This is a genomic window from Leifsonia araucanica (assembly GCF_051161895.1).
Lineage (GTDB): Bacteria > Actinomycetota > Actinomycetes > Actinomycetales > Microbacteriaceae > Leifsonia.
On the sequence record NZ_JBMBTW010000002.1, the window covers coordinates 768,886 to 782,359 of the forward strand.

General features: G+C 69.6%; 13 protein-coding genes. 10 read left to right on the forward strand and 3 right to left on the reverse strand.

Annotation, left to right across the window (positions count from 1 at the left end; all coding sequences use genetic code 11):
- Positions 1-22 precede the first annotated feature (22 nt).
- The 3 genes from ACN6M5_RS03635 to leuA all read left to right on the forward strand — a co-directional run bounded on the left by ACN6M5_RS03635 (position 23) and on the right by leuA (position 5,744).
- Positions 23-1,309: an alpha/beta hydrolase gene (locus tag ACN6M5_RS03635; protein WP_434948534.1), complete on the forward strand. Its 1,287-nt coding sequence runs from the start codon at positions 23-25 to the stop codon at positions 1,307-1,309.
- The gene (locus tag ACN6M5_RS03640; protein ID WP_434948535.1) at positions 1,306-3,810 is read left to right on the forward strand and encodes a phosphatidylglycerol lysyltransferase domain-containing protein; all 2,505 of its coding nucleotides are present in this window, start codon (positions 1,306-1,308) and stop codon (positions 3,808-3,810) included. The genes ACN6M5_RS03635 and ACN6M5_RS03640 overlap by 4 nt, the downstream gene beginning before the upstream one ends.
- A 158-nt stretch (positions 3,811-3,968) precedes the next feature.
- Positions 3,969-5,744 (forward strand): 2-isopropylmalate synthase, encoded by a 1,776-nt coding sequence (gene leuA / locus ACN6M5_RS03645; RefSeq protein ID WP_434948536.1) that lies wholly within the window; start codon positions 3,969-3,971, stop codon positions 5,742-5,744.
- 99 nt (positions 5,745-5,843) lie between these two features.
- On the opposite strand, the gene ACN6M5_RS03650 is transcribed toward leuA, so the two are convergent.
- On the reverse strand, positions 5,844-6,596 hold the full coding sequence (locus ACN6M5_RS03650; RefSeq protein ID WP_434948537.1) for a trimeric intracellular cation channel family protein: 753 nt from the start codon (positions 6,594-6,596) through the stop codon (positions 5,844-5,846).
- A 60-nt stretch (positions 6,597-6,656) separates the two neighbouring features.
- Here ACN6M5_RS03650 and recO point away from each other — a divergent pair, with 60 nt between their 5' ends.
- From recO to ACN6M5_RS03670, 4 genes are read left to right on the forward strand one after another with little or no spacing between them, the layout of a single operon-like run.
- On the forward strand, positions 6,657-7,397 hold the full coding sequence (gene recO, locus ACN6M5_RS03655; protein ID WP_085371217.1) for a DNA repair protein RecO: 741 nt from the start codon (positions 6,657-6,659) through the stop codon (positions 7,395-7,397).
- Complete coding sequence (locus ACN6M5_RS03660; protein ID WP_085371216.1) at positions 7,394-8,203, forward strand: isoprenyl transferase; 810 nt, start codon at positions 7,394-7,396, stop codon at positions 8,201-8,203. Before recO ends, ACN6M5_RS03660 begins: the two co-directional genes overlap by 4 nt.
- 20 nt (positions 8,204-8,223) lie before the next feature.
- Positions 8,224-8,895, forward strand: a complete 672-nt coding sequence (locus ACN6M5_RS03665; RefSeq protein WP_168689398.1) for a DsbA family oxidoreductase — start codon at positions 8,224-8,226, stop codon at positions 8,893-8,895.
- Positions 8,892-9,038 (forward strand): hypothetical protein, encoded by a 147-nt coding sequence (locus tag ACN6M5_RS03670; RefSeq protein ID WP_179150879.1) that lies wholly within the window; start codon positions 8,892-8,894, stop codon positions 9,036-9,038. The genes ACN6M5_RS03665 and ACN6M5_RS03670 overlap by 4 nt, the downstream gene beginning before the upstream one ends.
- Before the next feature lie 3 nt (positions 9,039-9,041).
- On the opposite strand, the gene ACN6M5_RS03675 is transcribed toward ACN6M5_RS03670, so the two are convergent.
- Positions 9,042-9,584: an aminoacyl-tRNA deacylase gene (locus tag ACN6M5_RS03675; protein ID WP_434948538.1), complete on the reverse strand. Its 543-nt coding sequence runs from the start codon at positions 9,582-9,584 to the stop codon at positions 9,042-9,044.
- Positions 9,585-9,616: 32 nt separating this feature from the next.
- Between ACN6M5_RS03675 and dusB the strand changes: the two genes are divergently transcribed.
- Both dusB and ACN6M5_RS03685 read left to right on the forward strand, forming a co-directional pair.
- The gene (gene dusB / locus ACN6M5_RS03680; protein WP_434948539.1) at positions 9,617-10,807 is read left to right on the forward strand and encodes a tRNA dihydrouridine synthase DusB; all 1,191 of its coding nucleotides are present in this window, start codon (positions 9,617-9,619) and stop codon (positions 10,805-10,807) included.
- A 91-nt stretch (positions 10,808-10,898) separates the two neighbouring features.
- The gene (locus ACN6M5_RS03685) at positions 10,899-12,149 is read left to right on the forward strand and encodes a deoxyguanosinetriphosphate triphosphohydrolase (RefSeq protein WP_168690858.1); all 1,251 of its coding nucleotides are present in this window, start codon (positions 10,899-10,901) and stop codon (positions 12,147-12,149) included.
- A gap of 17 nt (positions 12,150-12,166) precedes the next feature.
- Here the strand turns inward: ACN6M5_RS03685 and ACN6M5_RS03690 are convergent, their stop codons facing one another.
- A complete protein-coding gene (locus ACN6M5_RS03690) occupies positions 12,167-12,640 on the reverse strand; it encodes a hypothetical protein (protein ID WP_434948540.1) in 474 nt (157 codons plus the stop codon).
- Between ACN6M5_RS03690 and ACN6M5_RS03695 the strand changes: the two genes are divergently transcribed.
- The gene (locus tag ACN6M5_RS03695) at positions 12,639-13,433 is read left to right on the forward strand and encodes a DUF4282 domain-containing protein (RefSeq protein WP_434948541.1); all 795 of its coding nucleotides are present in this window, start codon (positions 12,639-12,641) and stop codon (positions 13,431-13,433) included. The two genes, ACN6M5_RS03690 and ACN6M5_RS03695, sit on opposite strands and share 2 nt — an antisense overlap.
- Positions 13,434-13,474 lie beyond the last annotated feature (41 nt).

The window sequence follows — 13,474 nt, forward strand, 5'->3', positions numbered from 1 at the left end:
AGGAACGGCCCTGAACTGGCTCATGACCCTGCGCATCGACAAGCCGCCGTTCCTGGTGGCCGTCGATGTGCTCTCCGCCGTCCTCGTGCTCTATCTGCTGGTGCGGCCGACGCTGCGCCGCACCGTCGCCGGGCTCCTCTCCGCCGCCGCGGGCGCGCTGATCGGCTGGCTCGTCTCCTGGCTGCTCGTCGACGTGTTCGACGTGTTCGGGGTGACGCTCACCCCCGTGACCAGGATGTGGGCGATCCTGGCGTTCGCGGGGATCGGGCTCGCCATCGCGAACCTCTTCCGCTCGCGCTGGTGGAGAAAGGTCGTCGCGGTGCTGAGCATCCCGGTCTTCGTGCTGACGGCCGGCGCGGGGATCAACGTCGACTTCGGCGAGTACCGCGACCTCAACGACGTGCTCGGCGTCGTGCCGTACCCGGCGCTGTCCTTCCACGCCGAGAAGGGTGAAGTGGCGGACATCGGAACCGACTACGCCTCCACCTGGACGCCGCCCGCCTCCATCCCCGCGAAGGGGAAGGTCGGCGTCGTGCGCATCCCGGCCACCGAGTCCGGATTCGCCGCGCGTAAGGCCGTCGTCTACCTCCCGCCCGCCGCACTCACCGCGCACCCTCCCGTGCTTCCCGTGCTCTACGCGTTCCCCGGCCAGCCGGGCGCTCCCGCCGACGTGTTCACCGCGGGACGGATCAACCAGACGATGGATGCGTTCGCCGCCCAGCACCACGGCATCGCGCCCATCGTGGTGGCGGCCGACCAGCTCGGCGGCCCTGGGCGCAACCCGATGTGCGTGAACTCGGCAGCGTTCGGCAACTCGGCGACCTACCTGCTGAAGGACGTGCCCGCCTGGATCACGGCGCACTTCCGGGTGAGCAGCGACCCGGCCGCCTGGGGCGTGTTCGGCTACTCGCAGGGCGCCACCTGCGCCGTGCAGTTCGCGACGGGACATCCGGAGCGGTTCGGATCGGCCCTCGCGTCGTCGAGCGAGCTCGGACCGACCCTCGGCGACCGCGCCACGACCATCCGGATGGGCTTCGGCGGGTCCGCGCAAGCGTTCGAGGACGCCCAGCCCGCCCACCAGCTCGCCGAGCACGCTCCATACCGCAACTCGACCATCGTGCTCGGCGTCGGCCAGAACGACGCGAAGTACACCGCGTTCGCCCGTACCCTGGAGGCGGACGCGACGAAGGCCGGTGTCCGCGCCACCTTGCTCATCTCGCCGGGAACGGCCCACGATTGGAACACGGTGCGTCACACCCTGCAGTACGGCTTCCCGCTCATCGCGGCGCAGATGGGACTCACCTCGTGAAGGACGCATCCGCACGGCTCGGCAGGCTCGGCCGGCGCACGGGCGCACTGATCGCGACCCACCCGTTCACCACGGCGATGACCGGGCTGATCCTCGTGCTCGCCCTCGTCACCGGCCCCATCCACGGCCCTCGGCGCCCGCTGCACATCTGGCTCGGCACCGGGCCCGGCCCGCTCATCGACGGGCACTGGTGGACCTCGATCACCTCCGTGCTGTTCACCGACGACCTCGCCGAGCTGATCGTGGCGCTCATCCTCACCGTCGTGCTGGTCGGGGCCGCCGAGCAGCTGATGGGCACCTGGCGGACGGCGCTGGCGTACTTCGCCACCGCTGTGGTCGGGACGGTCGGCGGCGTCGCTCTGCAGCTGCTCGCCTCCACGACGGGGGAGATGTGGGCGCGCAACGTCCACAACCTCGTCGTGCTCGACGTCTTCACCGCCCTCGGCGGCACGATCATGACCGCGAGTGCGTTCGCCGGCGCCCTCTGGCGGAGGCGCATCCGGGTGCTGACCGTGCTGATCGCGGTGATGTACGTGCTCTACTCCGGGATGCCGTCCGACGTCTACCGGCTGCTGGCCGTGCTCGCCGGGCTGGGGCTCGGCGTGCTGCTGCGGCCGGGGGCACGGCTCGCCGGCTGGGTGCGCAGTTCACACCACGAGATCCGGGTGCTGCTCGCGTCCGCCGTCACGATCACCGCGGTCGGGCCGGTGATCGGACTGCTCACCACCTCGCGCTACGGTCTGCTGTCGCCGATCGCGCTGCTGTTCACCTCCGACGTGCCGGACCGCGGCTCCCTCCTCGAACGCTGCCAGGCGTTCGCCGTGACCAGGCAGTGCGTCCACGACCTCACCATCGAGCGGATCAACGGGCTCGGCCCGATCCTGCTCTCCGTGCTCCCGCTCCTCGTGCTGCTGGTCGCCGCATACGGTCTGCTGCGCGGCAACCGCTTCGCACTCTGGCTCGCCGTCGCGGTGAACGCGCTGCTCGCCCTGCTCTCCGCGCTCTACTTCGGCATCCTCCCGCTCGGCGCAGCGCCGCGGCCGCACGTCGGCGCCCGCTACTGGGAGGTGACGGCGATCCTGGCGCTCTCGGCACTGCTGCCGCTCGCCATCGCCATCCTGCTGATCGCCTTCCGGCAGCACTTCCCTGTGCGTCCGCCGGCGAAGAGCGTGCGCCGCTACGTGCTCACGGTGCTGGTCTCCGGCGTCGTGCTCGCCGGGCTCTACGTGCTCATCGGCTACCTGCAGAAGGACACCGGGTTCACCAGGCCGCTCGACCTGAGCGACCTGCTGGACGATGTGCTCGAACGGTTCGTGCCCGTCAGCTTCCTGCGCAGGGAGCCCGTGCAGTACCTGCCGACCACCCCGCTCGCGATCTTCGTCTACCGCAACATCGGCACCGTGTTCTGGCTCATCGTGATCCTCGGCGCCCTGCCCGTGATGCGCGGCCGCGCATCCTGGCGCAAGGGGGCGACGGACGCCGGCCGCGTGCGCAGCCTGCTCGAACGCGGCGGGGGAGACCCGATCTCGTTCATGGCCACCTGGCCGGGGAACGACTACTGGTTCGACCCCGTCGACGGCCGGGCCATCGCGTACCGGGTGGTTGGCAGGGTCGCCATCACCCTGGGAGGCCCATTCGGCGGGCAGCCCCCGCACGACCGCTCCATCGACCGGTTCGCCCGGTTCTGCGACGACAACGGCTGGACGCCCGTCTTCTACAGCGTGGACGCCGGCCTGCAGCCGCTCTTCGACGAGATGGGCTGGTCGACGATGGTGGTGGCGGAGGAGACCGTCATCCGCCCGCAGCAGTGGGAGACCACCGGCAAGAAGTGGCAGGACGTCCGCAGCTCCATCAACCGGGCGCAGCGGGCGGGCATCCGGGCGGAGTGGACCACGTTCCAGGCTCTGCCGCTCAGCGCCGCCGTGCAGCTCTCCGACATCTCCGAGCAGTGGGTTGCCGAGAAGGACCTGCCGGAGATGGGCTTCACCCTCGGCGGCCTCGACGAACTCCGCGACCCGGCCGTGATGCTGATGCTCGCCGTCGACGAGGCGGGCAGGATCGAAGCAGTGACCAGCTGGCTGCCCAGCTACCGCGACGGGCTCGTGGTCGGCTGGACCCTCGACTTCATGCGCAGGCGCCCCGGCAGCATCAACGGTGTGATGGAGTTCCTGATCGCCGAGGCCGCCACCCGGATGCGCGACGAGGGGGTCGAGTTCATGAGCTTGTCCGCCGCGCCGCTCGCGCACACCGCGGCGGGAGGCGAGGCGGATGCGCGCGGCATGGACCGCATCCTGAACTTCCTGAGCGTTTCGCTGGAGCCGGTGTACGGGTTCCGGTCGCTGCTGAAGTTCAAGCGGAAGTTCCAGCCGGAGCTGCACCCGCTGATCATGGCGTACCCGGATCCTGTCGCTCTTCCCGCCATCGGGATCGCGCTGGTGCGCGCATACCTGCCGCAGCTGTCGGTGCGGCAGGCGGTGGCGCTGGCCAGCGGACGGAGCTGACCGAGGCGGCCGTTCCACGCTCCGGGGCCCGTGCTACGCTTGTTTCTGTGTACGGTCTGCTCCTCCTTAGCTGCCGCGACGAGTCCTAGTTCTGGGCCTCACTCGTCGCGGAGTTCGTCGTTGGCTCTCCACCACACCTCGCGAGGAGAAGACAGACCATGAAGAACACTCAGGCGCCGAGCGCCATGCCGATCCACAAATACCGCCCGTTCCATGAGCAGATTCGGGTGGAGCTGCCCGATCGCACCTGGCCGGACAACCGCATCACGGTCGCGCCGCGCTGGTGCGCCGTCGACCTGCGCGACGGCAACCAGGCCCTCATCGACCCGATGAGCCCCGAGCGCAAGCGCATCATGTTCGACCTGCTGGTCCGGATGGGCTACAAGGAGATCGAGGTCGGCTTCCCGTCGGCCAGCCAGACCGACTTCGACTTCGTGCGCAGCCTCATCGAAGAGGGCGCCATCCCGGACGACGTCACCATCCAGGTGCTGACCCAGGCCCGAGAGCACCTCATCAAGCGCACGTACGAATCGCTGGTCGGCGCCAAGCAGGCCATCGTGCACCTCTACAACTCCACGAGCATCCTGCAGCGGGACGTGGTCTTCCGCACCGACAAGCAGGGCATCGTCGACATCGCGCTGGAAGGCGCGCGCCTGTGCCGTCAGATGGAGTCCGTGGTTCCCGGCACCCAGATCTACTACGAGTACTCGCCCGAGAGCTACACCGGCACCGAGCTGGAGTTCGCCGCGGACATCTGCAACCAGGTGCTCGAGATCTTCGAGCCCACCCCGGAACGCAAGGTCATCATCAACCTGCCCGCCACCGTCGAGATGGCCACCCCGAACGTCTACGCCGACTCGATCGAGTGGATGTCCCGCCACCTCAACCACCGCGAGAACGTCATCCTGTCGCTGCACCCGCACAACGACCGCGGCACCGCCGTCGCCGCCGCCGAGCTCGGCTACATGGCCGGAGCCGACCGCATCGAGGGCTGCCTGTTCGGCAACGGCGAGCGCACGGGCAACGTCGACCTGGTGACCCTGGGCGTGAACCTGTTCACGCAGGGCATCGACCCGCAGATCGACTTCAGCGACATCGACTCGATCAAGCGCACCGTCGAGCACTGCAACCAGCTGCCGGTCGGCGAGCGCAGCCCGTGGGGCGGCGACCTGGTGTTCACCGCGTTCAGCGGCTCGCACCAGGATGCGATCAAGAAGGGCTTCGAGGCGATGGCCGCGGAGGCCGAGCGCGAGGGCGTTTCGGTGGACGACCTGGTCTGGGCCGTTCCATACCTGCCGGTCGACCCGAAAGACCTGGGCCGGAGCTACGAGGCGGTCATCCGGGTCAACTCGCAGTCCGGCAAGGGCGGCGTCGCGTACCTGCTGAAGACGGACCACGCGCTCGACCTGCCGCGCAAGCTGCAGATCGAGTTCTCCGGCGTCGTGCAGGCGAAGACCGACGCGGAGGGCGGAGAGGTGTCGAGCGACGACATCTGGGCCATCTTCCAGGACGAGTACCTGCCGGCGCCCGTCTCCGACGCGGACGCCAAGTGGGGCCGCTTCGAGCTGGGCAGCACCAGCACCACCAACGAGACCGGCGACCACGTCGCTCTCACGGTGACGCTGCGCGACGGGGACACCGTCTCCAAGGCATCCGGCGAAGGCAACGGCCCGATCGCGGCGTTCTTCGACATCCTCAACGACCGAGGCATCAACGTGCACCTGTACGACTACTCGCAGCACACGCTGTCCGCGAGCGAGTCCGCTCTGGCCGCCGCCTATGTCGAGGTCGACGTCGACGGCACCCGCCTCTGGGGCGTCGGAATCGACGCGGACACGACCACCGCCTCCTTCAAGGCCGTCGTCTCCGCCGTCAACCGCGCGATCCGCGCCACCTCCGGCTCCGCGGCCCCCGCCGACCTCGTCTCCGCCTGACCCCCACCCGCCCGCTCACACACACAATCGAGTCCGAAGTTATTCACGCGACACGCCGGTCGTGACCGTGAACAACTTCGGACTCGATTGCGTCGGGCGTCAGTCGTGGCGGTCGAGCTTGTAGCGGGGGATCGAGCCGGTCTCTGTGCGCTCGGCGGTGCGGGCTTCTGCGGTGCGACGGCCGAGCGGGATGCGCGGCCAGCGCGGACGGGGGATGCGCCCCAGCTCGCGCTGCTCGGGCAGGCTCCAGCCGAACCGCACCGCCAGCAGCCGGATCACCAGGGTGACGGCGACGCAGACCGCCGCGGCCACCGTGAGCGGCACGCCCAGATCCACCAGGACCACGAGCACCACCGTGCCCGCACCCGCGGCGACGGCGTAGAGCGAGCCGACGTGCATCAGCGCGATCGGCAGGTTCAGCAGCATGTCGCGCAGGATCGACCCGCCCACCGCGGACACCACGCCGACGAACACCGCCGGCACCTCCGGCAGCCCGAGCGCGAGCGCCTTGCTCGCACCGATCGCGCCGAACAGCCCGATGGTGAGCGCGTCGAGGAAGGTGATGATCGGGTCGAGCCTCCGGAACAGCCGGATGAGCAGCATCCCGAGCAGTGCGGCGACGACGGTGGTCAGCAGGTACCAGTTGGAGAGCAGCGCGACGGGCCGGGTGACCAGCAGCAGATCGCGCAGCAGACCACCGCCGACGCCGGTCGCGACGCCGATGATGGCGACGCCCAGCAGGTCGAGCTTGCGGTCGCGGAACCCGGAGGCGAACATCGCACCCTGCAGACTGCCGACGCCGACGGCCACCAGGTCGGCCCACAGCGGAATCGTGAAGGCCGTCGTGCTCATAGGTCACTTCTACCATGCGCGGCTTGACGGGACTGTCGGCGTTACGCGGGATACTGGAGTGTGCCTGTCTACCGTGATGAAGCCGTCGTGCTCCGCACCCACAAACTGGGGGAAGCCGACCGCATCGTCACCATGCTCACCCGGCAGCACGGCAAGGTCCGTGCGGTCGCGAAGGGCGTGCGGCGCACCGCATCCAAGTTCGGGTCGCGGCTGGAGCCGTTCATGGTCGCCGACGTGCAGCTCTACGAGGGCCGCAGCCTGGATGTGGTCACCCAGGCCGAGTCGCTCGGAGCGTACGGCGCGCTGATCGCCGACGACTACGCCAGCTACACGGCGGCGAACGCAATGGTGGAGACGGCGGACAGGCTCACCGAGGCGGAGGCGTCCCTGCAGCAGTACCTCCTGCTGGTCGGCGCCCTGCGGTCGCTGTCCAAGCGCGAGCACGGCGCATCCCTGACTCTCGACTCCTACCTGCTGCGCGCGCTGTCGCTCGCCGGCTGGGCGCCGAGCTTCCTCGACTGCTCGCGCTGCGGGGCGCCGGGACCGCACGACCACCTCGTCGTGCAGCTCGGTGGCGTGGTCTGCGACGACTGCGCCCCGCAGGGCGCTCCCCGGCTGGATGCGCAGACCATCGCGCTGCTCGGCGCCCTCCTCACCGGGGACTGGGCCTCGGCGGACGAGACGGACGACGCAACGCGGTCGAAGGCGAGCGGCGTGGTCGCCGCGTACACGCAGTGGCACCTGGAGCGCGGCCTGCGCTCGCTCCAGCACGTGCAGCACGAACGGAAAGCGAACGGATGAGCCCCAAGCCTTACACGCACAAGGATGCGGTGGAGTTCCGCCCGCTGGACTGGACCGGCCTGTACCCGCCCGCGATCCCCGCCGCGGCGGTGCCCAACCACGTCGCCATCGTGATGGATGGCAACGGACGCTGGGCGAACGGCAGAGGGCTCACCAGGATCGAAGGCCACAAGGCCGGGGAGGCGTCGCTGCTCGACGTCGTCGCCGGCGCCATCCAGCTCGGCGTGAAGCACCTCAGCGTCTACGCGTTCTCGACGGAGAACTGGAAACGGTCGCCCGACGAGGTGCGCTTCCTGATGGGCTTCAACCGGGATGTGCTGCACCGCCGCCGCGACCAGCTCAACGAGTGGGGAGTGCGGGTGCGCTGGGCGGGCAGGAAGCCGCGGCTCTGGTCGTCGGTGATCAAGGAGCTGCAGTTCGCCGAGCAGCTGACCGCGGGGAACGACGTACTCACCCTGACCATGTGCGTCAACTACGGCGGCCGCACCGAGATCGCGGATGCGGTGCGCAGCATCGCCGAGGAGGTGGCCGCTGGCAGGCTCAAGCCGTCCGCGGTGAGCGAGAAGAGCATCCAGCGCCACCTGTACGCGCCCGACCTTCCCGACGTCGACCTGTTCGTGCGCAGTTCGGGGGAGCAGCGCACGAGCAACTTCATGCTGTGGCAGAGCGCGTACGCCGAGATGGTCTTCCTCGACACGCTCTGGCCGGACTTCAGCCGCACGGACCTGTGGAACGCCGTCGACATCTACGCCAGCCGCAACCGGCGCTTCGGCGGGGCAGTGGATGCTCCGGGAATGAAGGCGTGACCGCATCCGTTGGCCCTGGTGTGAGTGAACCCATCAAGATCGACATCTGGTCCGACATCGCCTGCCCGTGGTGCTACATCGGCAAGCGCAAATTCGAAGCGGGGAGCGGCCTGTTCGCCGGTGGCGGCGACGACCGCGCCGTCGAGGTCGAGTACCACTCCTTCGAGCTCTCTCCGGACACCCCCGTCGACTTCGACGGCAGCGAGATCGACTTCCTCGCCGGGCACAAGGGCATGCAGGCCGAGCAGGTGACGCAGATGCTGGAGCGCGTCACCGGCATCGCGTCGTCGGTGGGCCTGGACTACGACTTCGACGTCCTCAAGCACACCAACACCGTCAAGGCGCACGAGCTGCTGCACTTCGCCAAGGCGAACGGCAAGCAGCTCGAGCTCGCGGAGCGCCTGTTCAAGGCGTACTTCGTGGAGGGACGCCACGTCGGCAGGATCGACGACCTGGCCGACCTCGCCGCAGAGGTCGGACTCGACCGCGCGGCGGCCGTCGCAGCGCTGGAATCGGAGGAGTTCCTCTCCGACGTGCGCGGCGACCAGGCGCTTGCGCAGGAGTACGGCATCCAGGGCGTCCCGTTCTTCGTGATCGACGGACGCTACGGCGTCTCCGGCGCGCAGGACGCGGCCACGTTCGCGCAGGTGCTCGAACAGGTCTGGACCGAGCGCGCGGAGGTCACGGCGTGAGCGCGGCGGAGCCCGTCGAGGCGACCGCTTCGGACGCCCCGAAGTTCCCGCTGATCGCGTTCGGCGACGTGAACGCCGCCGCCTGCGAGGGCGATTCGTGCCTCGTCCCCGGCGCGACCGGTCAGGTCACTCCGGGTCTGTGATGGTCACTCCGGGTCTGTGATGTCGGCGACGGTCGCCGCGTATGCGGCGACCACGTCGTCGGCGTCGACGAAGAGCGAGTATCCGTGCTCGCCCGCACCCATCGAGACGGTGCGGCCCTGGATGCTCGTGTCCGCGACGACCGGCCACGCGGTGGTGGAGCCGAACGGGGTGATGGTGCCGCGCTCGTAGCCCGTCGCTTCGAGGGCGACCGCCGCATCCGGAAGCTGCAGCTTGTTGACGTGCAGCACGGCGCGCAGCTTGGGCCAGGAGATCTTGCGGCCGCCGGGCACCAGCGCGAACACGAAGGTGTCGTCGCTGCGCTTGACCACCAGGGTCTTGACGATGTCGGACGGCTCGATGCCGAGCAGCTGGGCCGCTTCCTCCAGACTGCGGGCGGCGGGACGCTCGACGACCCGGATGCTGACCCCGCGCGCTGCGGCGTCGGCCTCGACGCGGGCCCGGCCGGTGGGTGCGGTGCCTGCTCCGTCGCCCTGCACAGCCGCGTCTCCGCCGTGATTCTCCACAGCTTCTGCTCCGTCGGTCATGCTGCTCCGCTCTATCTGGGAGAATTGGGGAAATGTCTACTACAGCAACGATAAGCCACGCGCCACAGCTGACCATCGGTCCGCTGGCCCTCGACGTGCCCGTCGTGCTGGCGCCGATGGCCGGGATCACGAACACCGCGTTCCGCAGGCTCTGCCGCGAATTCGGCGCCGGTCTCTACGTGAGCGAGATGATCACCTCGCGCGCCCTCGTCGAGCGCACCCCGGAATCACTGCGCCTGATCACCCATCACGAGTCGGAGACGCCGCGCTCCATCCAGCTCTACGGGGTCGACCCGAAGACCGTCCGCGAGGCGGTCACCATGCTGGTCGCTGAGGATCGCGCCGACCACATCGACCTCAACTTCGGCTGCCCTGTGCCCAAGGTCACCCGCAAGGGTGGGGGAGCTGCACTGCCGTGGAAGCTCGGACTGTTCCGCGAGATCGTCGAGGGAGCTGTGGAGGCGGCCGGGTCCATCCCGCTCACGGTCAAGATGCGCAAGGGCATCGACAGCGACCACCTCACCTACCTCGAAGCGGCGAAGGCCGCTGAGGGCGCGGGAGTCGCCTCCATCGCGCTGCACGCCAGGACGGCCGCGGAGTTCTACTCCGGCCACGCGGACTGGTCCGCCATCGCCACACTCAAAGAGACCATCACCGGCACCCCCGTGCTCGGCAACGGCGACATCTGGTCGGCGGCAGACGCCATCCGGATGGTCGAGGAGACCGGGTGCGACGGTGTCGTCGTCGGGCGCGGCTGCCTCGGCCGGCCGTGGCTGTTCGGCGACCTCGCCGCGGCGTTCCGCGCCCGGGCAGGGCAGATCGACGCCGCCGAGGCGGAGCGGGCGCAGGCGCATCCCTCGCTCGGACAGGTCGCCGCGACGTTCCGCAGGCACGCCGAGTTGCTCGTCGAATTCTTCGACAGCGAGGAGCGGGGCTGCCGCGACATCCGCAAGCACGTCGCCTGGTACTTCAAGGGCTACCCGGTGGGCGGCGACCTGCGGGCGAGCCTCGCCACGGTCGACACGCTCGCGCACCTCGACGACCTCCTCGCCACGCTCGACTGGGATCAGGAGTACCCGGGAGAGGCGGCAGAGGGCCAGCGCGGCCGCGCAGGCACCCCGAAGAAGCCGGCGCTGCCGGACGGCTGGCTCGCCAGCCGCGACCTCGACGGGTTCGAGCGCGCAGAGGTCGCCGACGCGGAGGTGCACAACAGTGGTGGATAGTCCGGTGGGGCACGGCGCGGGCCACAGTCACGGCAACGGTCACGACAGTCACGACAGTCACGACAGTCACGAGGGCCGCGCGTCCGGCCAGGTGGCGGAGGCGTCCGGGTACAGCGAGCACGACCGTGAGCGCTGGCTGCCCGAGCAGCACTCGAGCAGGCGCAGCGACTTCGCGCGCGACCGCGCGCGCCTGCTGCACTCCAGCGCGCTGCGGCGGCTGGCGGCGAAGACGCAGGTGCTCAGTCCGACCGCCGGGCTCGACTTCGCCAGGAACCGGCTGACGCACTCGCTCGAAGTCGCCCAGGTGGGCCGGGAGCTGGCCAACAGTCTCGGTCTCGATCCAGACATCGTCGACACCGCCTGCCTCGCGCATGACATCGGCCACCCGCCGTTCGGTCACAACGGCGAGCGCGCGCTCAACAGCTGGGCCGACGACATCGGCGGCTTCGAGGGCAACGCGCAGACGCTGCGGCTGCTCAGCAGGCTGGAGCCCAAGGTGTTCGGCCGCGACGGCCGGCCATACGGGCTCAACCTCACCAGGGCCAGCCTCGACGCCAGCTGCAAGTACCCGTGGCCCGACAGCTCCTCCGTCGCCGACCCGAGCGGCAGAGCCAAGTTCGGCTTCTACGCCGACGACCGCGCGGTGTTCGAGTGGATGCGCGCCGGCGCACCCGATCGCGTGCGCTGCATCGAGGCCCAGGTGATGGACCTCAGCGACGACATCGCGTATTCGGTGCACGACTTCGAAGACGCCGTTGTGAACGGCTACATCGACGTCGCCGCCCTCGGCAGCAGGGTCGACCACGACGACCTGGTGCGCTCGATGTACGACTGGATCGGCGGAGAGTTCAGCCACGACGAGCTGATCGCGGCGTTCGACCGGCTCGACAACCTCGACATCTGGCTCGACGGGTGGGACGGCAGCCGCCGGTCGCAGGCCAGGCTGAAGAACCTCACCAGCCAGCTGATCGGCCGGTTCGCCCACGCCGCTGTGCACGCCACGAAGGAGACGTCGGGCAGCACGGACCTCATCCGGTTCGGTGCGGACGTGGTCGTCCCGTCCGCCATCCAGGCCGAGATCGCGGTGCTCAAGGGCATCGTCGCCACGTTCGTGATGTCACGGAACACCCGGCAGCCGATCTACGCGCAACAGCGCCAGATCCTCACCACCCTCGCCGACCTGCTCTACTCGCGCGGACCGGCCGAACTGGACCCCGGCTTCGCCGAGGACTGGAAGGACGCGGACGACGACACCCAGCGCAAACGCGTGATCGTCGACCAGGTCGCCAGCCTCACTGACCAGTCCGCCCTCAGCTGGTACGAACGGCTGGTGCAGCACTGAGTCGCCGATGAGTTCACTCAGCGGGCTTGAAACGCCGACCCCAGTGCAGAATGCTGGTGTTCTCGGCATCGAGAGGAAAAGATGAGCACCCCATTACCCCCGGCGGACGGCGACCAGCCGACCCCACCCGATGCCACCACCCCGGCGCCCGCCAAGCGTGCACCCCGGTCCCCGCGCGCAACTACGCCGAAGGCGACGACGCCGGCGGCGGGCGCGCCCGAGCCGACGACGCCGTCGACGGTGACGCCGCCGACTCCGGTCACGAAGACCACCACGCCGCGTGCCTCGTCGGCCAGACCGGCCACCGGCGCGAAAGCCTCCGCGGCTGCGAAATCCGCAGGCGCGAAGCCGGCTACCGCGAAGTCCGCAACGGCGAAACCTTCCACGGCGAAGCCTGCGGCCGCGAAGGTGCCGTCCGCCACGCGCACGAGGCGTGCCGCCGCGAACAAGCCGGCTCCAGCTGCGCCCCAGGGCGAGGCTCCCTCGATCATGGATGCTGCGCTCGGCGCCGCGAACCCCATCGCCGACACCTCGTCGTCGCCCGTCGAGCCGCTGTCCGCGGCTGAGGCTTCGCCATCCGCGACCAGTGCTCCAGGTGCCGACGCGCCCGCCGCTGCCGACCAGCCTGCCCCGAGTGCTGTCGACCCCACTGCGGTGATGGAGCCCACGGCGACCGTTGAGCACACCACCGCTGTCGAAGCAACGCCGGTGGTAAGTCCCACCGCGGCCGTCGAACCGACCGCGGCCGCCGAACCGACTGCCACCGCTGAGACCGTCCGTCTCCCGGAGGCGGCCGCAGCCGAGCCGACCTTCACCGCGGGAACCACACCTCCCGCCCCTCCGGCTCCACCCATCCCTCCCACCGGCCCCACCGGCGGCACTTACCCGCCGCCCACCCCGGGCTCGGGCGCGGGCTCCGCATCCTCCGCCCCGCACGGCCGCACCGTCACCGACTTCGCCGACCGGCTCGATGACACCCGGTTCTTCTCGTCGCTGTTCGACTTCACGTTCACGAACTACGTCACCAGGAAGCTGGCAGGGCCCGTCTACGTCGTCGGGCTCGTGCTGATCGGGCTGAGCACGCTGCTGTCGCTGATCTACAGCCTCACGCTCGCCATCGGCACGCACTCCGTCGTCGGCGCGTTCGTGTTCCTGTTCGGCGTCATCATCACGCTTGTCGGCGCCATGCTGAGCGTGCTGCTGCTGAGGGTCGGGATCGAAGTGTTTGTGGCCATCATCGAGATCGCGCAGAACACGCGGAAGCGGTCCAAGCAGCGCGACTGACAGCGACGCGACAGGAGAGTCGGCGCGGATCACTAGAATCG

Coding starts and splice junctions, on each gene's coding strand:
- ACN6M5_RS03690 (WP_434948540.1), bottom strand. CDS start 12,640: ATGATCGAGGGAGCCTCGCCCTGGGGCGCAGCTGGAGCCGGCTTGTTC.
- ACN6M5_RS03635 (WP_434948534.1), top strand. CDS start 23: ATGACCCTGCGCATCGACAAGCCGCCGTTCCTGGTGGCCGTCGATGTG.
- leuA (WP_434948536.1), top strand. CDS start 3,969: ATGAAGAACACTCAGGCGCCGAGCGCCATGCCGATCCACAAATACCGC.
- dusB (WP_434948539.1), top strand. CDS start 9,617: ATGTCTACTACAGCAACGATAAGCCACGCGCCACAGCTGACCATCGGT.
- ACN6M5_RS03650 (WP_434948537.1), bottom strand. CDS start 6,596: ATGAGCACGACGGCCTTCACGATTCCGCTGTGGGCCGACCTGGTGGCC.
- ACN6M5_RS03660 (WP_085371216.1), top strand. CDS start 7,394: ATGAGCCCCAAGCCTTACACGCACAAGGATGCGGTGGAGTTCCGCCCG.
- ACN6M5_RS03675 (WP_434948538.1), bottom strand. CDS start 9,584: ATGACCGACGGAGCAGAAGCTGTGGAGAATCACGGCGGAGACGCGGCT.
- ACN6M5_RS03695 (WP_434948541.1), top strand. CDS start 12,639: ATGGATGCTGCGCTCGGCGCCGCGAACCCCATCGCCGACACCTCGTCG.